The 25,238-nt window shown below is 44.1% G+C and carries 17 protein-coding genes; 7 read left to right on the forward strand and 10 right to left on the reverse strand.

Going from position 1 to position 25,238, the window contains the following annotated elements:
• Positions 1-54: 54 nt before the first annotated feature.
• The 4 genes from LPB86_RS01230 to LPB86_RS01245 all read right to left on the reverse strand — a co-directional run bounded on the left by LPB86_RS01230 (position 55) and on the right by LPB86_RS01245 (position 7,223).
• Positions 55-1,530, reverse strand: coding sequence for a RagB/SusD family nutrient uptake outer membrane protein (locus LPB86_RS01230; protein ID WP_230640647.1), 1,476 nt, complete (start codon positions 1,528-1,530; stop codon positions 55-57).
• 13 nt (positions 1,531-1,543) lie between these two features.
• Positions 1,544-5,137, reverse strand: coding sequence for a SusC/RagA family TonB-linked outer membrane protein (locus LPB86_RS01235; RefSeq protein ID WP_230640648.1), 3,594 nt, complete (start codon positions 5,135-5,137; stop codon positions 1,544-1,546).
• A gap of 196 nt (positions 5,138-5,333) precedes the next feature.
• A complete protein-coding gene (locus LPB86_RS01240) occupies positions 5,334-6,545 on the reverse strand; it encodes a FecR family protein (protein ID WP_230640650.1) in 1,212 nt (403 codons plus the stop codon).
• 81 nt (positions 6,546-6,626) lie between these two features.
• Positions 6,627-7,223: an RNA polymerase sigma factor gene (locus LPB86_RS01245; protein WP_230640652.1), complete on the reverse strand. Its 597-nt coding sequence runs from the start codon at positions 7,221-7,223 to the stop codon at positions 6,627-6,629.
• 207 nt (positions 7,224-7,430) lie between these two features.
• Here LPB86_RS01245 and LPB86_RS01250 point away from each other — a divergent pair, with 207 nt between their 5' ends.
• Positions 7,431-9,191: an ATP-binding protein gene (locus LPB86_RS01250; protein ID WP_230640653.1), complete on the forward strand. Its 1,761-nt coding sequence runs from the start codon at positions 7,431-7,433 to the stop codon at positions 9,189-9,191.
• Positions 9,192-9,401: 210 nt separating this feature from the next.
• On the opposite strand, the gene LPB86_RS01255 is transcribed toward LPB86_RS01250, so the two are convergent.
• The 6 genes from LPB86_RS01255 to LPB86_RS01280 form a co-directional block, all read right to left on the reverse strand.
• Positions 9,402-10,796: a UDP-glucose 6-dehydrogenase gene (locus LPB86_RS01255; protein ID WP_230640655.1), complete on the reverse strand. Its 1,395-nt coding sequence runs from the start codon at positions 10,794-10,796 to the stop codon at positions 9,402-9,404.
• Positions 10,797-11,402: 606 nt separating this feature from the next.
• Positions 11,403-13,004 (reverse strand): hypothetical protein, encoded by a 1,602-nt coding sequence (locus LPB86_RS01260; RefSeq protein ID WP_230640657.1) that lies wholly within the window; start codon positions 13,002-13,004, stop codon positions 11,403-11,405.
• 25 nt (positions 13,005-13,029) lie between these two features.
• Positions 13,030-13,707 carry a hypothetical protein gene (locus LPB86_RS01265; protein WP_230640659.1) on the reverse strand — a complete coding sequence of 226 codons (678 nt, stop codon included), beginning with the start codon at positions 13,705-13,707 and terminating at the stop codon, positions 13,030-13,032.
• Between the two features lie 262 nt (positions 13,708-13,969).
• Positions 13,970-15,571, reverse strand: a complete 1,602-nt coding sequence (locus LPB86_RS01270) for a hypothetical protein (protein ID WP_230640661.1) — start codon at positions 15,569-15,571, stop codon at positions 13,970-13,972.
• 213 nt (positions 15,572-15,784) lie between these two features.
• On the reverse strand, positions 15,785-17,173 hold the full coding sequence (locus LPB86_RS01275; protein WP_230640663.1) for an undecaprenyl-phosphate glucose phosphotransferase: 1,389 nt from the start codon (positions 17,171-17,173) through the stop codon (positions 15,785-15,787).
• Positions 17,174-17,455: 282 nt separating this feature from the next.
• Positions 17,456-18,949 carry a PQQ-dependent sugar dehydrogenase gene (locus tag LPB86_RS01280; RefSeq protein ID WP_230640665.1) on the reverse strand — a complete coding sequence of 498 codons (1,494 nt, stop codon included), beginning with the start codon at positions 18,947-18,949 and terminating at the stop codon, positions 17,456-17,458.
• Between the two features lie 81 nt (positions 18,950-19,030).
• Between LPB86_RS01280 and LPB86_RS01285 the strand changes: the two genes are divergently transcribed.
• Genes LPB86_RS01285 through LPB86_RS01310 form a run of 6 tightly spaced genes read left to right on the forward strand, consistent with a single transcriptional unit; the run spans position 19,031 to position 25,237 of the window.
• Positions 19,031-19,435: a hypothetical protein gene (locus tag LPB86_RS01285; protein ID WP_230640666.1), complete on the forward strand. Its 405-nt coding sequence runs from the start codon at positions 19,031-19,033 to the stop codon at positions 19,433-19,435.
• A 7-nt stretch (positions 19,436-19,442) separates the two neighbouring features.
• Positions 19,443-20,468 carry a hypothetical protein gene (locus LPB86_RS01290; RefSeq protein ID WP_230640667.1) on the forward strand — a complete coding sequence of 342 codons (1,026 nt, stop codon included), beginning with the start codon at positions 19,443-19,445 and terminating at the stop codon, positions 20,466-20,468.
• On the forward strand, positions 20,455-21,876 hold the full coding sequence (locus LPB86_RS01295; RefSeq protein ID WP_230640668.1) for a glycosyltransferase: 1,422 nt from the start codon (positions 20,455-20,457) through the stop codon (positions 21,874-21,876). The genes LPB86_RS01290 and LPB86_RS01295 overlap by 14 nt, the downstream gene beginning before the upstream one ends.
• Positions 21,873-22,556, forward strand: a complete 684-nt coding sequence (locus LPB86_RS01300; protein ID WP_230640669.1) for a glycosyltransferase family 2 protein — start codon at positions 21,873-21,875, stop codon at positions 22,554-22,556. The genes LPB86_RS01295 and LPB86_RS01300 overlap by 4 nt, the downstream gene beginning before the upstream one ends.
• Entirely contained in the window at positions 22,534-24,162 is a 1,629-nt protein-coding gene (locus LPB86_RS01305; RefSeq protein ID WP_230640670.1) for an ABC transporter ATP-binding protein, read from the forward strand. The genes LPB86_RS01300 and LPB86_RS01305 overlap by 23 nt, the downstream gene beginning before the upstream one ends.
• Entirely contained in the window at positions 24,143-25,237 is a 1,095-nt protein-coding gene (locus LPB86_RS01310) for a nucleotidyltransferase family protein (RefSeq protein WP_230640671.1), read from the forward strand. The genes LPB86_RS01305 and LPB86_RS01310 overlap by 20 nt, the downstream gene beginning before the upstream one ends.
• The last annotated feature ends 1 nt before the right edge of the window (position 25,238 follow it).

Genomic DNA, 25,238 nt, shown 5'->3' on the forward strand with positions numbered 1-25,238 from the left:
CCTTCTGCTACACATTACATGCAGCAGTTAGGATAATAGTATAGGTTGCTTCAGTTATGGATTATTTGTAAACTGTGGATTTGAATCCATGATGTAAGGTGGAATCTTCATGGTTAAACGCTCCGGGCGTAAGGTAAAAGTGCTGATGTTTGTCGTATTCGGTACTGCATCATTGTACAAAATATGAGTATAGGTCGGTTTAGTAAAAAGCGGGTCTACGTACAACCTCCTCATGTCAAACCAACGATAGCCTTCGGCTGCAAATTCCCTCACCCTTTCATCAAGGATAAAATTGAGCAAGGCCATTTTATCAGCCGCTACCACAGCAGGCACCGTACCATCCAGCATCCTTTTGTTCCGCAAGGCCTCAACATCAGCTTTTGCACCAGAAAGATCAGCTAAGCGCGCTTTAACTTCAGCCCTAAGCAAGTATAAATCGGGTAGTTCCAAGCCAATTCTACTGTACCTAACAGCATACTTAGATAACCTGCCCGACGGATTGGGTTGCATCGTTGAAGTAATAAAAGGAGCATAAAAATTCAAGCGCAAATCTAACGGTTCAAATAAATCTACAGCTTTCGGAGAAAGGACAATAAACTCATTCTGTAGACCATTTCCACTATATGGCCCGTTATAATTGATCCTTGTTAGGATGCCTTCTGTAAAATCGTTCGTATTTTGACCAGGTGCATTATTTGGCCCGGCAAACCCAATCGGCATAAACTTACCACCAGGACCAAACTCTACATTGTAATCGTACAACCTTGCCGGCACCGGCTGCGCTGCCATATGCGTAAATGCAGCGTTGAACATGCCCAGAGCATCTGTATTCCGGTGCATAAACAGGTATACTTTTCCCAGTACGCCTTCTGCTGCCGGTTTTGAAAAACGCGTTGGAAATTTATTCTGGATCGGCAAATCTGCAATTGCCGTTGTAAAATCGCTGACGATAAAATCATATACTTCCTGTATAGTGTTGCGCTTAAAGCCAGTTTCGGTAATGTCTGCTGTTTTGATAATAGGAAAACCAGGATCTGCAGCTGCAGTACCGGCCTCGTAAGGCTTACCATACACATTAATCAGCTGAAAATAGATCCAGGCCCTGCAGGCAAGCGCTTCCCCCAAAATTGATTTCTTTTGGGCCTCGGTACCGCCCGGAGAAGCCATTACTTCATTAATCACCTTATTTAACAGATAAATGTCTTCCAAAAATGACTGCAAGGCAAACGGGTTCTCGCTGGAAAGGTAAATGTCATTGTCCCAGCGAAATGTTTTTTGTGAAATTGAGGTAGCCTTGCTAAACAAAGTACCCTCTGCCGCTACATCATCTCCCATCAAAGCCTGGGCCTGCCAGCCACCAGCATAACTGTTAACGTAAAGATCGGTACCATTCATCAGTAAATCGTAATCGGCTGTAACTTTAGCCACTTGCTTTCCTTTGGGCACAACGCTTAGGAAATCTTTTTTGCAACCCGTTAGGCTACCCACCAATAACGCAGCAAAAAGTATATAATAGTTAAATCTGTTCATCTCTTTCTGTTTATTAAAATGTAACACTGGCTCCAATACTAAAAGTCCTGCCTGCACGTCCGGCAATGTAATCATAGGCAGCTTCAGGGTCTATGCCATTCTTATTTGCTTTCCAGATCATAAAATTACCGGTTTGCACAAATACGTTTACAGCTTCTACCCTAATCAGCCGCAATATGGATGTAGCAAAACTATAAGAAAGGGTCACATCCCTAAGTTTGATATAAGATGCGTCAATAACATTGATGTCTGCCTGTGTGTAATACTGGGTACTTCTACGGCTATAACCATCATACCCGGCTACAAAAGATGGAATATTGGTAAAAGCTTCATCCCCTGGCTTTTTCCAGCGCTGCATAAATTCCTGCGGTAAGTTACCGGAAAAACCCTCTGCAGTAAGTCTGCCATCAAATGTCATATATGCAGGTCGCCGCATTACATGTCCAAGACTATAGACCATATTAGCGGCAATGGAAAGGTTTTTGTACCGGAAAGTATTGCTCAATCCACCATTAAATTTTGGTGCGGTGGTGCCCATGTACAATAAATCATCTGCCATCACAGTTCCTTGCTCGTTCGATTTGGTTATGGTACCATCGGCCAGCTGAATTTGGGGGTCGCCCATGTTATCCAGCCCCGCAAATCTGTACGCAAATAATGCCCCTGTTTCATAGCCTACAACACTTTGAGCATACAACCTGCCATCACCTGTCAACATGTAAGGCTGTGGTTCAACATAAGAAATCAGTTTATTTTTATTGAAGCTGAATACAAAATTAGTCGACCAGTTAAAATTACGGGTCTGAATATTTTCCGTCCGTAAACTCAACTCAATCCCTTTGTTATTTAAATTACCCAGGTTACCTGTCGTACTGCTGGTTCCAGTAAGCGGATTAGTCCGGTAAGAGCCCAGCAGATCTGTGGTTTTTTTATCATATATATCTACAGAACCTCCAATCCGGTTTTTAAATAAACTAAAATCCAGGCCTATATTAGTGGTACGCGTTTTTTCGAAACTTAGTTTATCATTGGCAGGTATAGCCAGATAAAGTGATGCACCCGTTACCGCATCATTGCTGCTACCCAATATATCAAATTGCGAAGATGCGCCTACATACGGCGAGTTTCCGGTAATCCCATAGGTTGCCCTTAAACCCAAATCATTCAGCCAGTTTATACCCTGTAAAAATTCCTCCCTTTTCAACTGCCATTTGGCACCAACACTGTAGGTTGGTTTTCGTTGCATCGAGTGTTCGGAGCCAAATAAGTTGCTTTTGTCCTTTCTCCAGCTCGCATCCAGGCTATACTTTCCGTTAAAAGTATAATTGAACAAACCAAATAAAGAAGTATTGCGGGTAAGTTCTTCCATTACACTGTAAGGCGTATCATAAAAACCGCCGTAACCCGTTACCGTGCCGCTTACTCCATTTCTTAAAGTAACATAGTCCAGCAGCGTGTAGGTTTGCAGATCTTCGTCATAGCCCAATAAAGATGAATTCGTTCGTTTACCTAAATTTTCAAGTACCTCTTGTCCAATCTGTACACTTAAGTTATCCCTTCCGTATCTCGGATTTGCAGCATATACCAATTGGTTCCTCAAGGTCCAGTTGCGCTGTTCATAATCATCTATTGTGTAACGGCCACCAGTTATTGGCAACAGGTATTTAATTGGAGAGGTAGCCGTGGCAGGCATCGTTAAACTCACCACCTGATACCGGGCGTCATAATCCCTCATATCTTTAAAAGAATTTCCTTTCCCAAGTCCTTTTTGGTAGCCGTAGGTTCCGTCAAAACTGAAACCTTTCCAAATGTTCAAATTTACATTACCCGTTACATTTATGGTCAGTGCATTTCTTTTATTGTACCCTGCTTCCCGCTCGTCCACCGGACTATAATCCAGGTTAATCCCACTTCTGGCTTCGTAATCAGCAACAACCTCGGGCGATAACCTTTTCAGATAATTCAGTTTGATATTGTTACCATTGGCATCTTTAAACAGCTGATAAGGAATAAAACTACTGGGTACGCTGGCAGAATTGTCATAATTACTCAGCGTATTGTCTAATGAAGTATTCAGGGAAATTCTCAAACGCCTGGCCGGACTAAAAGTCTGGTTAAAATTCACGCGGTAACTATTGTTATTCGTTCCCCTGGTGGTACTTTGGTTATCTGCATAAGATAGCGAAGTATAAAAATTATAAGCATCCCCACCACCAGATGCGGATAAGGTATGGTTCATTACAACGGCATTTTGATACCATAAATCCAGGATCTGACTTTTGTTGTCTATCCTGCCCAGGCTGTCCAGCTGTGCATTGGTTCTTGCTACATAGGCAGGATCATTTTTGTGTGCTTCCTGATCGTACAAAATATATTCATGTGGTGCAACGATCGATCCGTTCATGTAAATTAATGGATTAACAGCTGCGTCAAATGTTTCCCTTGCCGCCTGGATATACTGACTGCTGCTCAGCATGTGGCTCTTCGCAAAATTGGGCCGGTTCTGGAAATTGAAATAGCCATTATAATTCACTTTAATCCTACTATAAGGATTACCTTTTTTTGTGGTAATTACAATTACGCCATTGGTGGCCTGAACCCCGTAAATGGATGATGCGGCGGCATCCTTAAGCACGGTAATGTCCATTACATCATCCGGATTGAAGTTAGAGAGGTCACGTACCTGCACCCCGTTAACCACATACAGTGGCTCAGACTGCAAATTCACAGTGCTTTTGCCACGGACTAAACTTCTCTGTGTACCCGAACTACTGGTGATGTAACTACCGGTCTTACCAGATGGTCCCGGAACAACCACCAGACCTGGAACCAAACCTTCCAACCGGCCTATAATATCAGGTGTTCCGGTACGGTTTTTAAAAACCTCCATATCCGGTTTTCCAAATGAACCAGTAGCCCTTTGTTTGTCCAGTTCCTGATAACCCGTATTTACTGCAATCGCTACCTCGGCCAATGCAGACACCATGGGCTGCATCCTAATGGTCACATTTTTTTGTCCTCTTAACTTTAGCGTATCGGTTTTATAGCCCAAATAGGTAGTAATCAAAGTTTCATTGCCCGTCATATCGCTAAGTATAAAACGACCAGATTCACCAGTACCGTAGCCCCTGTTTGAACCAGATATCCATATATTGGCTCCGGAAAGTGGATTTCCCTTCTCGTCTACCACCCTTCCCTGCACTTCCATCTGGCTAAAAGCAGTTACCACCCGCTCTAAAACCGAAGGGACTTTACGGGTAATCACCACCACATTTCCTTCTATGGTATAAGTTAAGGCTTGTTTTTCCAGCGCCAGCATAATAGCTTGCTCTGCAGACACATCGTGCACCGAGATATTTACCGGAGCGCTGCCCACTAAATCTTTGCCATCATAAAAAATATCGTAACCGCTTTGCATACGGATGGTTCTTAAAACATTTTCTAATGGTGCTTTATTGGCTACTACAGTAACTTTTTGTGCAAGTCCCGCCGCACTTACCTGTAGTAAGCTTACAATCAATAGTATCGTGGTTAAGCGCATAATCATCCATAATTTATGGATATAACGATCTGCTATACCCGGTTTCCTGGTATAAATTTTATACATTTTTGTCTAAGTTGTAAACATCCTTAGCGGCCGACAAGAGACCTTTCCATTGCTATTTATGGCAATTTTTCACTAAGTTTGTTTGGTTTAAGTTGATAGGTGTTCTAAATATGTATTAACGTAATGCCAAATCCAGATCAGTAGTGTTCCAAGCACTGCTGATCTTCTTTCTACGCATTACCGCATTTGGTATGTTTTACCTCATTACAGTAACCCTCCTTCCTTCAATTTTAAAATGAACTTTTCCTGTTGATTCTATTCTGCTTAACACAGCAGAGAGCTTATTCTTTCTTGAAATCCATCCCCGTGGCTCCATGCCTAAGGGCGCAGAAGCATCGTATATCACCTCAACATCGTACCATCTCGCTATTTTACGCATGGCCGATTTCAGGTCGTCACCAGGGCTAAATATAAAGTCGCCATTTTTCCAGGCCATTACGCCTTCCAAATCGGTAAGCCCTACTTTAACAGCGCCCGTTTTAGATACCACAGCCTGCTCGCCTGGTTTTAATATCACATCTGATGGATTGACGCGTATACTGCCCTCCAGCAAAGTCGTTTTCGTATTGGGCTCATCAGCATAGCTGTTGATGTTAAAATGTGTACCCAGTACCTCTACCGACTGGCCTTTTGTAACCACCATAAAGGGTAGCCTTTCCTTCTGCCCTTTCCTAAAAACTTTTGAAATTTCAAAATACGCCTCTCCTACAAGCTCCACTCTTCTTTCCTTAACCGATGTAAAAGAAGAAGGATATTTTAAAGAAGATGATGCATTGAGCCAAACTTTAGATCCATCTGGCAGCACAACCTGGTACATTTCTCCCCTGGCCGTAGAAAGCGTATTGAAGGTAGCTTTCTCCTTGCCCTGTTGGTTCAGGAGCACAGAATATTGCAGTTGGCCCTCCCTGGTTTTTACAATGCTCACGCCGGCCTCAGTGGCCAGCTTTCCGGTTACCGCATCAGAAAGCCTTATTTTCCGTCCGTCTGCCAGCGTAAGCGTAGCCCCGTTTTTTCCGGCATCAATATCATTTATTGCAGCTATACCATTATACTTGCTGGCATTACCATTAAATCGCGAAGAATTAACGAGAATGGCCAATGCACCTGCAATCAGTAAAACTGCAGCGGCCATCCATATTTTGAAAGGGAACTGTTTAACCACAGGTTGAGTGGCCATAGAACGGTCGGCAGCAAAGATAGCCTGCAAAATGGCCAGCCTGGTGCTTAAGCTTACATCATCCTTAATATCTTTAGGCTCCATGTAGGCATTAAAAAGCAAGTCATCTGCCAGCACCTTATGCTCAGGCATCAGCAGCAAATCGGCCATTTCCTGCAGTTCCGCTGCCGAGGCCTCCTCATTCATGCTCAATTTGTACAACTGCTGTAGTCTGCCCGTTTCTTTATTCATCTCAAATTCAAATGGGAATTTTCCCTTTATTAGCTTTTAAAACAACATAGACAAGAGCTGGCGACCTTTGGGGGGTAAGGACTAAAAATATTTTGTAAAATAATACAACATAAAAATTCTGGGTACCTCATCCAGGTGTACCAGGCAAAATGCACGGATACTTTTCATGGCCTGCTCAAGGTTCCATTTTACGGTTTCTGCAGATACCTGTAACTCCGCAGCCACCTCTTCCCTTTTCATCTCCTGCTTTTTAATCAGCAAATAAGTTTGCTTTTGCTTTGGCGGCAGCCGCGCTATCGCTTGTTCCAAAATGGCGTTAAATTGCTTTTCCTGTACCAAATGATCGGTTTGCGGATAGTGTGCGGTAAGTGATTCCTGAACCATTTCCAAACGCTTCTTCTTTTCTTGTTGCAGGCCTTTAATGGCATTAAAAGTCAAATTCTTTGCTATCGTATACAACCAGCCATCAAAATTAACGATATCAGGCAAAGTCAATCTGTTTAACCAAACCTTCAAAAAAGCATCCTGGGCAATTTCTTCCGCAATAAATACCTCACCCGTAAGCCGCAAAGCTGTCGAATAAATATTCGGCCTATAAAGATCAAAGAGCTGGGCAAAGGCATATTCATCCCCTGCCGCAACTTTTTGCAGCAGTTCTTTCGCCCTAACCTCATCCATCCCCTGCATTTAGCCTAAATTTCCTCCATTTGTATTCATATTCTTAAAAATCGATAAAATTTGCAGATCAAACTATAATAAATACGTCGTAAATAACGAAGGTACTTTATTTCACCACAATAATAAACAATAAATGCCGCTGCACCTATGGGCATTTATTGTCGGTCAAACTTTAAAAGCTGATGTTTTTCCCTAAATTTGCTTGCAATGGCCATACAACTAAACTATCAGGCACTTTTATCAGACAGCTCCGTACCCTTAATGAAAGCCAGGATTAAAATCCTAACCTTTGGCCTGCTGTTCCTGATCCTGCTCTGCAGCGTATTACTGGTTATTTTATTTTACAATCCACTCAACCCGCATGCTATCCCTCGTTTAGGTACGCTTCTGGCGGCATTGTGTTTTGCGCTTTATCTCTTACTGGTCAAAGGCAAATGGAAAATATCAGGACACATGCTGTTGCTTTCCCTTTGTCTCTTCATGTGGTCTAACCTCATGCTCTATTCACATGGCATGAACATGATCACCTTTCAGCTTATCCTCATCACTATTTCCGCCTCTTTTTACATTTTGGGTAAAAACTGGGGCATCTGGTACGCCATCATCACCGTAGTACCTGTATTTATCCGTCTTTTATACGCAAACATAGCACCCGGCGAAGTGTACATTACCAACCTGCAGGCACAAAGACCAAGCTTCCTGGTGGCTTTTACCGGCAATTTCATCCTGCTGGTATTGATGCATTACGAGTTTTTCAAATCTTTTTACCAAAGCCAGATCAAAGAGCGCGAGCTCAACATCCAGCTTCAGCAAGCCCTCAGCGAGGCGCAGCAAGCCACAAAAATGCGGGCAAATTTCCTTTCCTCCATGTCTCACGAATTGCGCACCCCGCTCCATGCGGTCATAGGAATGAGCAATTTGCTAAGTACCGGGCATCCCCGCAAAGACCAGGAAGAACACCTTGCCATCCTGCGTTTCTCGGCAGAAAATTTAATGGCCCTCATCAATGACACCCTGGATTTCAGCAAGCTGAATGCCGATAAAATTGTACTCAGCAAGTCCGAATTTAATTTGCAGCAGTTACTCCAGAACATTTATGGCTCCTTCCACAGCAAGGCCAAACAAAAGGGCGTAGCACTGCTGCTCAATACAGAAGATGAACAATGCCCACTGATGCTGAACGGCGATCAAACCCGGCTCACGCAAATCTTAAATAACCTCATCTCCAATGCCATCAAATTTACCGACGCAAAAGGGAAGGTCGAAATCTCGGTAAAAACCATCACCAAAGATCAAAACAGCGTTTTACTGGCTTTTAAAGTAAGCGACAATGGTATCGGCATCCCAAAAAATAAGCAGACCATCATTTTCGAACCTTTTTTGCAAGCCGATAACAACATCGCCAAACGCTATGGTGGCACCGGGCTAGGCCTGGCCATTGTAAAACGATTGGTGCAACTGCACGACAGCAACCTGATCCTGGAAAGCGAAGAAAACAAGGGCTCAACATTCACATTTGATCTGCGCTACGATTTTGTCAGCAGCCAGCATCCCACAGTAGCCGCTGTACCAATTGGCCCAACCATCATCGACATCAGTCAGCTCAATATCCTCATCGCAGAAGACAACCTCATCAACATCATGCTGCTCAAAAGGATCCTGGACCAATGGAACTGCAGGTACACCGAGGTGCACAACGGACTGGAAGCACTCGAAAAAGCAAAAACCGGTGAATTTGATGTCATACTCATGGACATCCACATGCCCGTGATGGACGGCTTTGAAGCCGCTAAATTAATCCGGGAAGTCGAAGATGTCAGGATCTCCCAAATCAAAATCATCGCCCTCACCGCTTCCAGCGAAGTAGATATCCAGCAATCCTTCAGCTATACCTACCTGGACGACTACCTGACCAAACCATTTTCTCCCAATCTCCTCAAAGAAAAACTAGAAGCCATCGTAAAATAAAAAAGGTTGCATCGTTAAAAAAACGACACAACCTCTATGCTATTTGTGTATACTCAATGTACTTTCTGCAATTGAAAGATACAACCTCTTCTATGCTATTTGCATATGCGCAATGCGGTTTTTTTTGGTAAAGTGAGGGGATGTATGAGCAAGCCTAGCGCCGGTTGCCGAAGGCCTAGCGGATGCAGCTTGCGAATACATCCCCGAACGCTAACTTCCGATACTCTGCACCTTAAAGCCAATCGCCCTTAATTTATCCGCATCCAGCAAGTTACGGCCGTCAAAAATCTTTGCCGGTTTCAACATGCTGTCATAAATGCGCTGCCAGTCATACTCCTTAAATTCGTCCCATTCAGTCAGTACTGCAATCGCATGTGCGTTTTCACAAGCACGATAAGGATCCTCAAATACCTTTACCGCTTCCTGGTTTTGCTCCGGTTTACGGGTTTCCAGGTAATCCAGATCACCGTACACCTGACCAGCAGTTACCTTCGGATCATACACACGGATTTTCGCCTGCTCGTTCAGCAGTTCATCAGCCACATAAATCGCGGCAGACTCACGCGTATCATTGGTATCCTTTTTAAAAGCCCAGCCTAAAAAGGCAATCTTTTTACCAGAAATGGTATTGTATAAATTTTTAATGATATTTAACGCAAAACGTTTCTTCTGGTGGTCGTTCATGATGATCACCTGCTCCCAGTAATCCGCAACCTCCTGTAAGCCAAAACTACGGGAAATATAGACCAGGTTTAAAATGTCCTTTTGAAAACAAGAACCCCCAAAACCAACAGAAGCTTTTAAGAATTTAGAACCAATCCTGCTGTCCGTACCAATAGCCCGGGCAACTTCATTTACATCCGCTTCCGTTTTCTCACAAAGTTCAGAAATGGCATTGATAGAAGAAATACGTTGGGCCAGGTAAGCATTTGCAACCAGTTTACTCAACTCAGAAGACCATACATTGGTGGTCAAAATACGTTCTCTAGGAATCCAGTTCGCATACACATCTACCAAAGCAGCAATGGCTTCCTTTCCGGTATCCGTACTGTCACCACCAATCAATACACGGTCTGGCGCAAATAAATCTTCTACAGCCGTACCTTCCGCTAAAAACTCAGGATTAGAAAGCACTTCAAATTTAACACCACTGCCCGTATTGTGTAAAATATCACGCACGGCTTCAGCAGTCCTTACCGGAAGGGTAGATTTCTCCACAATAATTTTATCAGAGGTAGATACCCTTGCAATCTGGCGGGCACATAGCTCAATGTATTTCAAATCAGCGCCCATACCTTTACCTGCACCGTAGGTTTTAGTTGGCGTATTTACAGAAATAAAAATCATTTCCGCCTCATCTATGGCTTTGTCCACTTCAGTAGAAAAAAACAGGTTTCTTCCCCTTGCTTCCGCGACCACTTCGCTCAAACCTGGCTCATAAACAGGAATGTTATTGGTATCAGGATCATTCCAGGCCTCAATTCTGGCCACGTTTAAATCCACAACAGTCACCTGTATGTGCGGGCATTTTAAAGCGATAATGGCCATGGTGGGTCCGCCTACATAACCTGCACCAATGCAGCAAATTTTTGTAATCTTAGTCATATAATTGAAGTATTGATAATCTCTAGTATTTCTTCCTGTAAACATAACAAATCATGTGTACATTTTTAAAAATATTCACGATATTTAAAGAATTAAATGGAAATGGGATCCATAATAGCCACCATGGCAAAAAAAAAGGGGTAAAATTTGAAAAAATGGGCTAGTACTGTAATTATTAAGAAATCAACAAGCGTTATTAATTAATTAATATAGAATTTATATACTTTATTCCAAATGTGTGAATTATAATTCGCACATTTGACCATAGAAGTCTTGCGCTGTCATGTGTCATCCCTGTTAATCTGCCTGGAAAAAATAAGGAAAGAAAAAGCATAAACGAAATCAGCAATGGAAACAACGCACACAGAGAATAGCTGGTTAAAAGTCCAGAAAGTCTACCACAAATGTCCTAAATGCAAACCAGGTTACCTGGACACCAGGGTGCCCCGGGATCCTTTTGTGAAATATGTATTTTTTTGGCTCAAGGTTAGAAAATATCGTTGCAACAATTGCCAGAGAAAAATGTACATCTGGGTTTAATATACAATAAAGGCCACCGATTGGGTGGCCTTTATTGTATCCGAAATACGGTATTAAAAATCCAGTCTATTTACAAGCCTGGATCAACAGCCCATTGTCCTCAGGGGATAACGCACCGTCTCCCACACTGGCAGAATTATCTTGCTCTGTAATGGTACGTTTTAAAACTTGTTTTGCGGAATTACCCCAAACCGCTTTAAAATCATAAGCTGTTCCTTTTGTCAGCAAAGTAGTCTTCAGTAAACCATCACTTGCCGTACCTAAAATGCTGTAGTTTAATGCAGAACTTCCAGCTATTTTGTAGTAGATGTCAAAATTAGGGATCAGAATCGTTCCTTTACCCGGACATTTCACGTTCAGTTTAAGCGTAATGTTTTCAAAAGCTACAGTAGGTTCTGTTAGTGTAACATTTACCGTTGGCCCGGAACAAGGAGAAGCCAGGTCACCAAAAGCCAAAATGGCATCATTGGCGATATCCAAGATGGTGTATTTTAAAGGGATGTTAGGTAAGCCTCTTACAGTAGCCTGGAAACCATTGCTCACTACCATATCGGTACTGCCCAGCAACACATTACTTGTGGTATATAACTTTACTTTAACTGGTCTGCTCGCATCTTTCAACCATGCTGCCGATACATTGATGTTTACATCCTTACAAGTAGAGGTTGGGCTCACATAACCTACGGTATAAACTGTTAAGTGGTTAGTGGTAAAAGTTACCACCAATTTATTCCCATTGGCAGTTACCGTACCATCTTTTTCATATTTAAACTGACCAGAAGCCACGTCATAACTATAAATCGGGATCACCGTACCGGCAGTTAGTGCAGCACCAGTAAATGATTTATAATTCGGATCCAGCTCTATGCTCACAGAAATGTCTTTAGTAAATGATTTAACCTCTGTACTACCCACAAACATTTTAATGGAAGCAAAACCTGCAGGCAAAAAGAACGCAGGGGCCGCTACAGTTGTTCCTGGCAAAATTACACTTGACGCGCTTAGTTCTCCACCAGGGAACAATTTTAAGGCTTCCGGATCAGTGGTGTCATAGTTAAAAATCTGACTGGTTAAGGCCGTACCTGTCAATGCAGCGCCCGTAGCAGTTTTAAATTCAGTACCTGCCGGGATACTGATAGAAGTCACCGTCGGCACATTCGCATTGGTAGCCGTAGTTAATGGAATCACAGCTGTTGTTGCGTTCCCGGTCAAAGTGGTCGTTGCACTTACATACGTAGCAGCAGTTGTGCTATTTCCTGTTTTTTGCAAAACTACTTTTTTAAGCTGGGTCAGCTGACCATTCACAATACTCATGGGAATATTCGCATCCTCATACCCTGTAGCTTTCAGTACCACGTTAAAGTTTACACTTTTTGCGGCTGTAGGCTCATGTTTGTAATGTACCCCCAGCGTAATGATCCCACCCGGCGCATAAGGTGTTTTATCACCAGAAAAATCATAGATATAATCCTTATCCGCACCAGTTAAGGTCACAGTTAAAGAAGTAGGTAAAGTCTCACCGGTAGAACCAACCACCATGATAGAGGCTTTATAATTGATCACTGAAGCGTCAAACAACACCTCAATATCATCAGTAGGATTCTTACAGCTATTGAAAAAGAATCCTGTAAAGAGCATAACGCTCAGCAGCGTAAATATTTTTTTCATGTTTTTATGAATTAACTTAGGTAAATTAAAGACGGAAATTCAGGTTCAGCTGCAATACAGGCAAAAACCTGTAATCGTCCATGTTTTTCTGGAACTGTGCAGAACTGGCATTGTTGGCAGCAAGCAATTTGGTGCCGGTAAGGGAAGCTTCAGGTTTGCCCATGTAATATACCCCAAGGTTAAAACCAAGGCTAAAGCGCTTTTTACTGACTACGCTCTCAATCCCTGTACCCAGGTAAGGCGTTACTTTGTTCCATTTTACATCGCCAATGAGCTCACCAAGATCCTCACTTGGAATCAGGATATCGCCATATTTAAAGGTACCCTGGTAGGTAATGGTGGCCTTCCCACCTCTTTTCCACCAATAGGCACCACCGGCGCTGAATAAAATTTTGCGTGAAAACGACGCACTGTTTCCAAAAGGATGCCAGTCAAACATCACATGGGCATTGGCAAAATCACCATCCACATCCACTTCAGTAGGCTCATTGCTAATTTTAGTCACCACGTTGGCTTTAATAGGCACTACACTAGCTCCGGCTTTAAACACATACTTCGGATTTTTGGAATACTTCAGGTCCAAACCCACACCTTGTGTACCTGCAGTTGCACTCAGCACAGTTGAAGAACCATTCTGCGCTTTCATTTTTACCGCAGACATTAGGATTACCGCTAGCGTAAGCATCAGTAATTTTCTTTTCATAATTGATTTTTAATTTAGATTACAGTTTATTGGTTTTTTATTGCAATCCTGTTTCATTTAACAGTTTATTGCAGTGTAATTGTTACAAATATAAGCACTTATATCTCTATATTCAGAAAAACAATCATATAAATAACTAAAAATGTGCAACATACAACAACAGCAAGCATTTAAAGCAAATTAAAAACTTTATTTTAGCACAAAGGCCACCAAATTGGTAGCCTTTGTAAAATATTTTAACCAGAAATAGCTAAAAATTAGCCTATTTACAAGCTTCAATCAGCAAACTATTGTCGTCAGCAGATAAGGCGCCATCCCCTACCGTAGCAGAATTGTCCTGCTCCGTAATGGTACGGTTTAACACCTGCCTAACCGAATTGCCCCATATAGCTTTAAAATCATAAGCCTGTCCTTTTTTCAGCAAAGTGGTTTTAATTAAACCATCCTCAGCAGTTCCCAAAATGTTGTAACTTGAAGCAGGGCTCCCCGCCGGTTTATAGTAAATGTCAAAATTAGGAATCAGAATGGTACCCTTACCCGGGCATTTCACATTTAGTTTCAGGGTAATGTTCTCCAGTTCAACCGGGGGTGCTGTTAGTGCAACATTTATCGTAGGTCCATCACAAGGGGAATTCAAATCACCAGAAGCCAATACCGTTGCATTCGCTCCATCCAGGATGGCATATTTTAAAGCAATATTATCAGGAAGTCCTTTTAAAACCGCCTGAAAACCATTACTCACCACCACATCAATACTTTTTAGCAATACTCCCTCAGTACTGCTCACATTCATTTTCACCGGTCGGGTACCGTCAAGCATCCATGGGGCCGAAACATTTACATACACATCTTTACACTCCACTGTCGGTTCCACCTCGCCCACTACAAATACCGTTAAATGATTGGTGTTAAAACTTAGGTTTAACTTTCCGCCCACAGCAGTCACTTTACCCAATTGCTCAAATTTAAACTGGCCTTTAGCTACATCATAACTATAAAGCGGGATGCTGCTCCCTGCAACTAAGGTACTCCCGTTAAAGGTTTTATAATCAGGATCCAGTTGTATGCTAACCGCAATGTCTTTGGTAAACTGTTTCACTTCTTTATTGCCCACATACATTTTGATCGAAGCAAAAGCAGCCGGCAAAAAAAACGCAGGACCCGCAGTAGCCGCAGCAGGCAACAATACGCTTGATGCATTCAAGGCGCCCCCTGGAAACATACTCAGGGTACTGGGCTCGCTGGTTTTGTAATTAAATACCTGGCTTACCAAAGAAGGTCCTTCCAATATGGAACCATCTGCACCTTTAAACTGGGTGCCTACAGGAATGCTCAGCGAAGTAATGGTAGAAACATTGGTATTCGAAGCGGTATTCATGTTAAATACAGCGGTTGTCGCATTTGCAGTCAGCGCTGCAGTAGAACTTACATAGGTAGATACAGGGGTGCTGGCGCCTATTTTCTGTAAAACCACCCTTTTCAGCTGCGTCATCTGGCCATTTACAATATTTACAGGAATGTTGGCATCCAGATAACCTGTCGCCTTTAAAATGACATTAAAATTTACACTTCTTGTGGCGGTAGGCTCATGATCGTAATGCACACCCAGGGTTACTACGCCACTTGGGGCAAAGGGCAATTTAACACCCGAAAAGTCATAAATATTGTCCTTATCCGCACCTGTTAAGGTAACCTCGAGCGGCGGTAAGGTTTCACCTGTAGAACTCACCACCATAATGGCGGTCTTATAATTGATCACTGAGGCATCGAATACCAACTCAATATCATCAGTAGGGTTCTTACAACTGTTAAAAAGGAATCCGGTCAGGACCAGGAAGCTCAGTACTTTTAGTAACTTTTTCATGTTTTTAGGGATTAGGTAAACGGAAATTTTAAATACGGATAGCAGATTACATTTTGAAAGTTATTTATAACAATACCGTGCTAAATCCTCAACACAGAAGCTTTAAACAAAAATAAGCATTTACGGTTTATTTTCTAAGCATAGAAACACGCAATACACACAAAATGTTCAACATACGTAAACAAATTTCGTTTACCTCGCTAAAAATAGAATTTAATAGGCCTTGTCGTCGCCCTTGATGACCTGGATCACGGTCATAAAAATAATCTTTACATCCAGCATCCCGGTCCAGTTTTCCAGATAATGGATGTCGTACTTTACGCGGTTTTCCATCGCATTGTCTTCCTTGGTTTCCCCGCGATAACCGTTCACCTGTGCCCATCCGGTAATACCCGGCTTCATAAAATGGCGCACCATAAACTGACTGATGATGGCTTTATATTCTTCGGTATGGCTCAGCATATGAGGCCTTGGCCCTACCACGCTCATACTTCCCCAAAATACGTTAAAAAACTGTGGCAATTCATCCAAACTGCTCTTCCGTAAAAACCGGCCAATTGGCGTAACCCTGTCGTCATCTTTAGTCGCCTGCTTTTTATTGCTCTCATTGTTCATCCGCATACTCCGGAACTTGAGGCACCAGAATGGCTCGTCATTCCTTCCGCTCCGCAATTGCTTAAACAACACGGGGCCTCTGCTCTGATATTTAATGATAATGGCGATAATCGGATACAACCAGCTCAGGATAAATACAATGACCAGACTGCTAAACACCAGGTCAAAAGCGCGCTTTTTAAAACGGGCGCTCATATTTTCCAGGGGTTCGTTCCTGAGCGTGATCAGTGGGAACTCCCCGCCCATATAACTAATGGTATAAGGCGCCGCTAAACTCCCGGCAATATCAGGCACAAATTTCAAGCGCAGGCATTGCTTATCCGCTTCCTTTACCAGCGCATGTATTTTAGACATTTTTTCCGGCGCAATGGCCACATATAATTCCTGCACCCCATCGCTGGCTGCAGCCTCCATTTGCGAAATCGCTACTTCAGAAGGCACACCCGTTCGGGCAAAATAAGCAGGATCACTATCCAGAAAACCATAAAAATCAACGTTTCTTTGCTTTTTGAAATACTCACCTAAATTTACACCAGTGGCATTTTTACCCATCACCGCAATCTTTTTAGTGGCATTAAACTTCTTCACCAGTATAAACTGCAGGGCCGTACCCAGAAAACGGTTGATCACAAAGAAAACGGTCAACAGCACATAAAACACCACCAAAAAGGTCCTTGAAAAATCAACGTTTTTATCAAACATCAGGTAGATAGAAAACAATACAAAATGCATCAGGGTACTCCGCCAGGTACCGCGGTAAATCCGCTCCAGTTTACGAGCCCCATATTCAGAATACAAACCAAAAAGCAAACCGTTAAACAGCCAGATCAGGTTACAAACCACCACATAATGCTGCAGCAATTCATAAGTAACCGTTTTACCCAGAGAATTGGTTACAAAATAGGATAAAAAGTATACCGCGTTCAACATCAAAACGTCAGTTATGGGCAAAATATAACGTAACAGATATAAATAACGTGTTTGCATAATGTTAATTTTCAATCCCCGGACAAATGCCCGGATTTACCTATTTATTTAAGCAGCTAATTTAAGTAATTTATCTGCTACCATTCATAAAAAGCGTAAATAATTATAAGAAGCCAAGCGTTTAAAGCCCGAATCCATAACATAGCTTAAAAGCCCGCCCGTTTTCTAACTCATATTCTAAACGCCTCTAAAAATTATTGCCAATAATCTCAATTTCCTGTGCCATTCTCTAGCGAACAGACCTCTCGTTGCCAGGCTCGCTCGAGATGACGCCCACTACTGTCATCTCGAGACCGTAGTTGCTCCTTTATACCTCAACTCCAGAATGCAGCCTTTGCAATGCTTCCCTTCCATAAAATATTTGGAAGGCTCAGAAGTCACAGCAATGCTATCCAGTGCCAGATACAATTTCAGTCCATCGTTGGAGACCGCCAGGTCTCTGTAACGGGCATCAGATTTGGCATACTCACTGAATTTTCCATCCAGCAGCTCCCCCTTGTCATCCAGTTTTAACCGCAGTAACCGTCCACCTTTCAACGTGGTCATCAATATGGAATTTTTCCAGCCCGGTATCGCATCAGCTGTATACACCTCCAGGCTCGATGGTGCATAGGCCTTCCAGCTCGCCCGCTGCTCAGAAATCCCTTCCTGCACACGTTTCCCTAAACGTATATGCGCACAAAGTCCCGCCAGTTCAGCAGGGTGCCCCAGCGGAAAGCTTTTTAAGGGATCCCGGTAGTTTTCACCCAATGCTATGGCATTGCTGCGCTCATCCTTAATCAATGGCAAACTGCTCCAGCCATAGGTTTTATTGTTTGAGAAAAATGCTTTCATCCCGTTATAGTTACCATCGGCATACCCAACAATCAGGGGATGTCCATAATTACAACCCTTTTCAATGACATTGAGTTCATCATCAGAATAAGGGCCATGCTCGCAAGCATAAATCCTGGTTTTACCAGCTATGTTTAAGGCGGCAAGCCCCTGTGCATTCCGGTGCCCCATGGTCCATACCGCATTTTTTCTCCTCCCGTTAAAAGGATTGTCATCCGGGATCCACTGGTCGCTGCCCTGCAAATGCGGATCAGCTTCCAGGTTAAATCTTAAAATTTTACCTTCATAACTTTCCATGCGCTGTGCCTTATTAGGCCGTTGCGCATTGGCAAATTGCCCTGCCCCCATATCACCAACACTACAAAACAAATAAGGCTTTCCCTTACAATCCGCAATCAATAGCCGCCCCCCGGTATGGTCATTACTCGAAGGAATGGTATCGCAAAGCACTACCGGATCAATCAATTTCCGGTCCTGCCGATCGTAAACATAGCGCACAATCCGCGACAAAAATTTAAATCCCTGACCAGCAGATTTGCCATTGCCCTTCGCTTCAGCGCCCTCAAATTTATGTATGTAATGCAGGTACACATAAGGTTTACCCTTAAGGAGCAGGGGATGAAGCGCCATGCCCATCAATCCCCCCTGCGGCCAGGGCTTTCCCCCATCCTGTTCATCATCAATCTTATCATACCTCGGAAAATTTCTTTCCCTGCTCAAATCTGCCAATACTTCCTTCCGCCCGGTTACAGGATCAATCCGCAGCACTTCATAAGACCTCGATGCGGTGAGCCACAAATAATGGTCCGGCCCATAGCTCAGCTCCCATGGATTACTCAAATGATCTGCCAGCACCCGCACATCAAAGTCCTTAAAAACAAAAACTTCCTCTTGTCTGGCCTGGCAGGACCATAACAATATGCACCACAAAACTTTTTTCACATACAAGCCAATTGAACCGCAATATACCAAAAACGGCAGGTTAAAAAATTTTACTACTTTTGCAAAACTAAGCGAAATACAATGTATATTCTGAATCCCCGACTTGCAGCCGATATTTTTGACAATGAATACGTGATTGCCAATTTAGACAATGGCTTGTATTATAGCGTACAAGGTGCTGCCGTTTCTTTACTTCAGGCTTTGCCCTTTCTTCAACCTCAACAGGCCATCAGTGCGCTTGCACAACTTCATAGCCATCCCAATACCGCTACGGAAGAACTTACACAAGTTTGGGCACAATTGCTTAACGATGAAATTGTAAAAGAAGCGCAGGAAAATGCCTTTCCTTTAAATGAAACCTGGCAAGCCGCAAGCGAATACACCAGCCCAAAATTTAACCGTTATGCCGATATGCAGGACCTGCTGATGCTGGATCCTATCCATGATGTGGATGAAGAAGGCTGGGCAGTAAAGCCAGATCAGTAAATCACTTATGGATGCCGCTCAATATTTTCAGCAAGCGCTCTCTTTATTTTCTGACTTACCCACCTACCATACCGATCAACTGCTACTGGCAGGACGAAGGGTACATTTAAATACGCCCTCTCCGGTATTACAAAAAACACTCCTCTTCTCGCTGGCTCACCTGCTCGTTCCTGCAACACATACCGCAGCAGCACTGACCATCTGGTATGCAGAAGAGAAAGACCTGCCGGCTAAATTAAAGGCACCACCCTGGACATTCAATAACCAGGGCTATACCACGGCAATAGACCAGGAAGATTACCAGATTTTCTTCCTCCCCTGGCAAAAGCAATTATTTCTCTATTCCAGGGCGCTCAAAACGGGCATCTACTGGACCAGATCGGCCGAAAACCTGCCCTGGTGGGAAGCTACATTTTCTTTCCGCACTTTATTTCATCTCTGGACACGTGACCTGCCCGCGCAACTGGTGCATGCCGGCGCCATCGCAAAAGATGAGCATACCGCTGTACTCATCACGGGACCAAGTGGCTCCGGCAAATCAACCTCCTGCCTCAATTTGGTGCGTGCAGGTTATCAATACCTCGGCGACGATTATGTGTGGGTAGAACTGGAAGCAACACCAGTGGTACATGCACTCTATCAGACCGCCAAAGTGGAGGCCGACAATCTTCTGGCGCGCTTTAGCGACTGGACAACGGCCATCCACAATCCGCAGGACTACAAAAGCCAGAAAGCCATATTTAACATGCGGGAGCTTGCCCCAGCTTCCTGGCTCAACAAAGCAAGCTTAAAAGCCATTCTGCTTCCCCGGGTCGCACAACAGGAAAACTCCGTTTTTCAGCCTGCTTCATCAGCGGGTTCATTAATGGGTATGGCACCCACAACCCTGCACCACTTGCCGCACCACCGTCAAATCGCCTTTCAAAAGTTCAGCAGGCTGTCTCATGCACTGCCAGCCTACCAATGGCAACTCGGTACAGCAACACAACAGTTTTATACTTCATTCCAGCAGTTTACAGATGAATTGTCCTGAAATCAGCGTCATTATACCCAGCCATAACAATGGCACCGAACTGGAAAGGGCCATTCAAAGCATTCTACAGCAGGATGCACTGATAAATAAATCCTGCAGGCTCTCTATTGTGCTTGTAAACGATGCTTCCGAAAGCAGCTTCCTGCCCGCACTGGAGGCCTTAAAGCTAAAATATCCGGAACTCCAACTGCTGCATACCCCCAAACAATCCGGTCCCGCAGCGGCAAGGAACCTTGGACTTAAATCAGCAAAGGGCCAATTCATCAGTTTTCTGGATGCAGATGACGAATGGCCACTCAACAGAATCAGTCTGCTGCTGCCCTACTTTCAAGATCCCAACCTTAGTCTGGTAGGCGGAAAAGTAAAATACATCGTTGCGGAAGGTGCCATCGCACCTGAGATTCGGTACGAAGACCAGGCAGAACAACGGATCACCCATGTCCACCTTGGGGCACTGCTACTCCGCAAAAGCATCTTTGATACGGGCTTTTACTTTGATGAAAAGCTCACTTACAGTGAAGATGTAGACTGGTGGCTCCGCCTGCGCGAAAGCCATACCGGCATCCTCATTACCGAATATACCACGCTTTTGTACCATGTCCACGGTAACAACATGTCCGTCCACAAAAGCATCCAGGATTTACAGATGCTAAAAGTATTGCATCAGTCGCTACAAAGGAGAAGAAAGGCGGGAAAGGACGAAGCGCTCCCTCAAATCAAAGATTTCCGGAGTATACAGCCAGATCCCCTTATCAGCATCATCATTCCACTATACAATGGAAAACTACTGCTGCAGCAAGCGTTGAAAAGCGTCCTCCAACAAAGCTACCAGCATTGGGAGCTCATTATTGTAGACGATGGTTCTACCGACGGGGGAGCGGATTGGCTTACCGAAAATTATCCGCAGGCCATACTCATCCGGCAAAAAAACAAAGGCGTCGCCGCAGCAAGAAACACCGGCATTAAAGCTGCCAACGGCGCATTGATCGCTTTCCTGGATCAGGACGATGAATGGACGCCAGACAAACTGGAAAAACAATGGCTGCTCCTCAAACAAAACCCCTATTGCAGCTTCGTGACCTGCAACCAGCTCTTTAAATGTGCAGATAACACCACACTGCCGGCCTTTTTCAAAACCGCTTTGCTCCAGGCACACCGTTCTTTTGTGCCCAGTGCCATCCTTATCCGCAAACATGCCTTGCTCAGCCTCGGTGGCTTTGACGAAAACATGGAAAACAGCAACGACATGGATTTGGTACGGCGTTTGCGCAATTCTGGCTTTGCTGAACTGAATGCCGGGGAGACCTTATTGTATAAGTGGTACCACGCCAACAATGCCAGCTATCAGAAAGATAAAATCATTAAAGAAATGCTAATCCTGCTGCAAAAACAAATTAAAGGTCAATGAGTGTTGCTCAAATAGATGTCATCATAGCGGTATACAATGGTGCCCAATTTATTTCTGAAGCCATCCATACCATACAAGCACAAACCTGGAAAGACCTCCGCATTATCGTAGCCGATGACGGCTCAGCAGATGAAACCGTACAAATGGTGAAGGAAATGTGCGCTACCGACGATCGAATTATGGTACTGGAGCGCCCGCATACAGGTGTAGCCAAAACCTTGAACGCAGCGTTGGCATCGAGTAGTGCACCATATATTGCTATACTTGATGCTGATGACCTCTGGGCGCCCGAAAAATTGGAAAAGCAATTGCAAAGCCTGCAAAATACCGGTTTAAGTGCCTGCTTCTGCATGATCAGGGAGTTTGAGACTTTTAACCCTGCTGCCGGCACACCTGCACACCAGGCCAGACCTCAGCTATTTAAAGGCTATGCCAAAACTGCTTTCCTGGCTAAAAGGGAAGTCTTTGATACCTTTGGCGACTTTGATGAAAACCTGCCCACCGGCGATTTTGTAGAATGGTATAGCAGACTCCTTAGGGCAAATGAACCTGTTGTGATGCTTGATGAAGTATTGGCCTACCGCCGCATCCACCACCACAATACCACCAGCAACACCAACAAAAATGATTACCTGCAAATATTGAAAGCCCACCTGGATGAAAAAAGAAGAGCAAGATAATTTAAGCTGGTCTGGATTTATCCATTGGGCACCTAAAAAAATACTGCTGTCCTCCCTGTTTTATGGCAGCATCAGGATTCTCTTTGCCACCGCCTGGCCCTACCTGTTATACCATTACCTGCAAAAAAGAGATTTTACCTTTAACGCAGCGGCCGGACAAATCCTGGCCATCATCTTCCTGCTCTTTATATTATCCGCCCTCGCCACCCATAGGCAATCTGTACTCAACATTAAGCTGGTTGATGGTTTTAGCCATGCACTTTACCAAAAGTTATGGGAAAAGATGCTGGCCATCAAATGGCTCAGCTTTCACCGCAAAAGCAGGGTTTATTTTATAGACATTTTTATGAATGAAGCCTGGCGCCTACGCAAAGGCATTACCGCATTACTGGAATCCATTGTCGTTAACCTCATTCTCGTCGCCGCTTTAATGCTCCTGGTTTTCCTCAGCAGCAAACTGATGTTCCTGCTCTGCATCTTTTCACTGGGCATCAGCGGGGCACTTCACCTGTATTCCAGCTACAAGCTCCGCCCACTGGTCCAACACTTTCATCAGGCCTGGCGTAACCAGCACCACTGGAGTTCAACCCTAACCGATCAGTTCGACCTCCTGAAAATGGACCGTGGTCATGCCTTTTCCAGGGTTCAAAACGAAAACAATACTGCCGCCTTTCTGGGTAGCAACTCCGCCATGTTAAAGGACCAAAGCAAATGGAACTCTATCAACCTCTTGGTCAACAACCTGCTGCGCCTGCTCGTTTTTCTGCTTGGCATGTACTGGGTACAGCAACAGCAAATCCTGTTTGCAGATTTCCTGTTTATATTGCTCATCGTGAGCATGATCCAAACCAACCTCAACCAGGTGCCTACCGCTATTTATACCTCTATCGAAAGTAAGGAAGCCAGCAACAGGATCAGGGAGTTTTTTGCCATGGATACAGATCTGGCAGCGCAAAACAACATCAAGCCCCTGCCCAACATTCACAGCATCAGCATAACCGACCTCCGCTTTGCCTACAGCAGCCAGAACGTTGTTAAAAATCCAGCCATACATTTACAAAAGGGAAAGCTGTATTTATGGCAAGGTGCCAATGGCAGTGGCAAATCCACCACCGCACATGTACTGATGGGTTTACTGGAACCGGATAGCGGAAACTTGACCGTCAATGGGGCAGCATGCAGCTGGCAGGAATTAAAGGCCTACCAGCACCGTTTTGCTTTCGTACATCAGGAAGCCCCTATGTTCATCGGCACGCTCCAGGAAAACATCCTTTTCGGGCACCCGGAGCCTGCCAGGGCCTGGCAACAGCTCCAGCACAGCTGGCTCCACCCTTTATTACCATCGGGACAAAACGCAGAAAGCCGAACCATAGGAGAACATGGGGAGGGACTCTCCGGTGGAGAAGCCCGCCGTCTGGCCCTCATCCGGGAATGGCTACGCGACTCGGAACTCATCATCCTGGACGAACCGCTCAATCACCTGGATGAATATTCCATTACCGAGCTCAGGCGCGAAATTGTGAATATCAAGCACAATGCCATTGTCATTATCATCAGTCACCAAACCGGATTTGAAACCTTAGCAGATGAGATCAGAAGATTTTAACAACCTCGACAAGCTGGAACCGGCACAGCAGGCTTTGGTCAAAGCCTGCCTTTCTAATGAGCCGAAAGCCCTGGAAGGCGCTTTGCGGCAATGGGAAAAATTGGTGGTGATGGATGACCTCAGCTTCAGCGCCATGAGACTGATCCCATTATTCTACCATAAAATCCAGGAAGCGGGACTCAGCAGCAGTTATGAAAAACGCCTTAAAGTCATCTATAAACATTGGTGGCTCAAAACACAGCACATTTTAAACCAGGTCAAAACCGTCAATCAGGCACTGCAACAACAAGGAATAAAGCCCATATTGATCAAGGGAATTTCTTTGCTGGCCTATTATGACAAAGCTGAACTCAGGCCAATGGCTGATTTCGACCTGTTGATTAAACCAAATGAAATCAGCAGCACCATCCAGACCCTTAAGATATTAGGTTATCAACCTAAATTAAAAACAGAATCCATCTTAAGCAAATACCCCAAGCTGGTTACAGACTTTACCCACTCTATTGAATGTGTACATACCTTAACCGGCACAGAACTGGACCTGCATTGGCGGATTGGCTCCTCTTCTTCTTATCCATTTACCGCAGCCCTGCGCAACAACCTGGAAAGTTTTCCGGGATGGCCTGCTGCCCAAAAGCCAAAAGTAGCTTTTGAAGTATACATGATCATCATTCATGCCGTCATGTACGGGGCAGAAGACAACCTCAACTGGATGATTGACATCCAGCAGATCAATTCCAAAACCGATCAAAGTTTTTGGCCTGCGGCAAGACAGCTCGCCCTGGCAGAAAAAAAAGAAGAACTGTTTGATTACGGTTGTCACCTCCTGCAACTCAACGGCATCTATTCCGGACCGCAACTTAGGGAAGGTAAGCGCATTCAAAAAATCACCATCTTTAAAGATCAATCCATTCAGCAGTTCAGCAGCTTTAAGCTCACCACCTTAAAGATCAAAAATGTTTACCTGATCCTGAAATACCTTTATCCCCACAAAAGTACCTTGTATAAAATTTACCAGGGTTTTAGAAGAATGCAGTTCCATTTGCTGTTACAACGCCATTCCGACAGGGCATAAC

The sequence above is a fragment of the Pedobacter sp. MC2016-14 genome, assembly GCF_020991475.1.
Taxonomy (GTDB): Bacteria; Bacteroidota; Bacteroidia; order Sphingobacteriales; family Sphingobacteriaceae; genus Pedobacter.

Bases quoted from the DNA above. Each gene is read 5' to 3' on its own strand.
- LPB86_RS01230 (WP_230640647.1), bottom strand. From the start codon at position 1,530: ATGAACAGATTTAACTATTATATACTTTTTGCTGCGTTATTGGTGGGT.
- LPB86_RS01235 (WP_230640648.1), bottom strand. From the start codon at position 5,137: ATGTATAAAATTTATACCAGGAAACCGGGTATAGCAGATCGTTATATC.
- LPB86_RS01240 (WP_230640650.1), bottom strand. From the start codon at position 6,545: ATGAATAAAGAAACGGGCAGACTACAGCAGTTGTACAAATTGAGCATG.
- LPB86_RS01245 (WP_230640652.1), bottom strand. From the start codon at position 7,223: ATGGATGAGGTTAGGGCGAAAGAACTGCTGCAAAAAGTTGCGGCAGGG.
- LPB86_RS01250 (WP_230640653.1), top strand. From the start codon at position 7,431: ATGGCCATACAACTAAACTATCAGGCACTTTTATCAGACAGCTCCGTA.
- LPB86_RS01255 (WP_230640655.1), bottom strand. From the start codon at position 10,796: ATGACTAAGATTACAAAAATTTGCTGCATTGGTGCAGGTTATGTAGGC.
- LPB86_RS01260 (WP_230640657.1), bottom strand. From the start codon at position 13,004: ATGAAAAAAATATTTACGCTGCTGAGCGTTATGCTCTTTACAGGATTC.
- LPB86_RS01265 (WP_230640659.1), bottom strand. From the start codon at position 13,707: ATGAAAAGAAAATTACTGATGCTTACGCTAGCGGTAATCCTAATGTCT.
- LPB86_RS01270 (WP_230640661.1), bottom strand. From the start codon at position 15,571: ATGAAAAAGTTACTAAAAGTACTGAGCTTCCTGGTCCTGACCGGATTC.
- LPB86_RS01275 (WP_230640663.1), bottom strand. From the start codon at position 17,173: ATGCAAACACGTTATTTATATCTGTTACGTTATATTTTGCCCATAACT.
- LPB86_RS01285 (WP_230640666.1), top strand. From the start codon at position 19,031: ATGTATATTCTGAATCCCCGACTTGCAGCCGATATTTTTGACAATGAA.
- LPB86_RS01290 (WP_230640667.1), top strand. From the start codon at position 19,443: ATGGATGCCGCTCAATATTTTCAGCAAGCGCTCTCTTTATTTTCTGAC.
- LPB86_RS01295 (WP_230640668.1), top strand. From the start codon at position 20,455: ATGAATTGTCCTGAAATCAGCGTCATTATACCCAGCCATAACAATGGC.
- LPB86_RS01300 (WP_230640669.1), top strand. From the start codon at position 21,873: ATGAGTGTTGCTCAAATAGATGTCATCATAGCGGTATACAATGGTGCC.
- LPB86_RS01305 (WP_230640670.1), top strand. From the start codon at position 22,534: ATGAAAAAAGAAGAGCAAGATAATTTAAGCTGGTCTGGATTTATCCAT.
- LPB86_RS01310 (WP_230640671.1), top strand. From the start codon at position 24,143: ATGAGATCAGAAGATTTTAACAACCTCGACAAGCTGGAACCGGCACAG.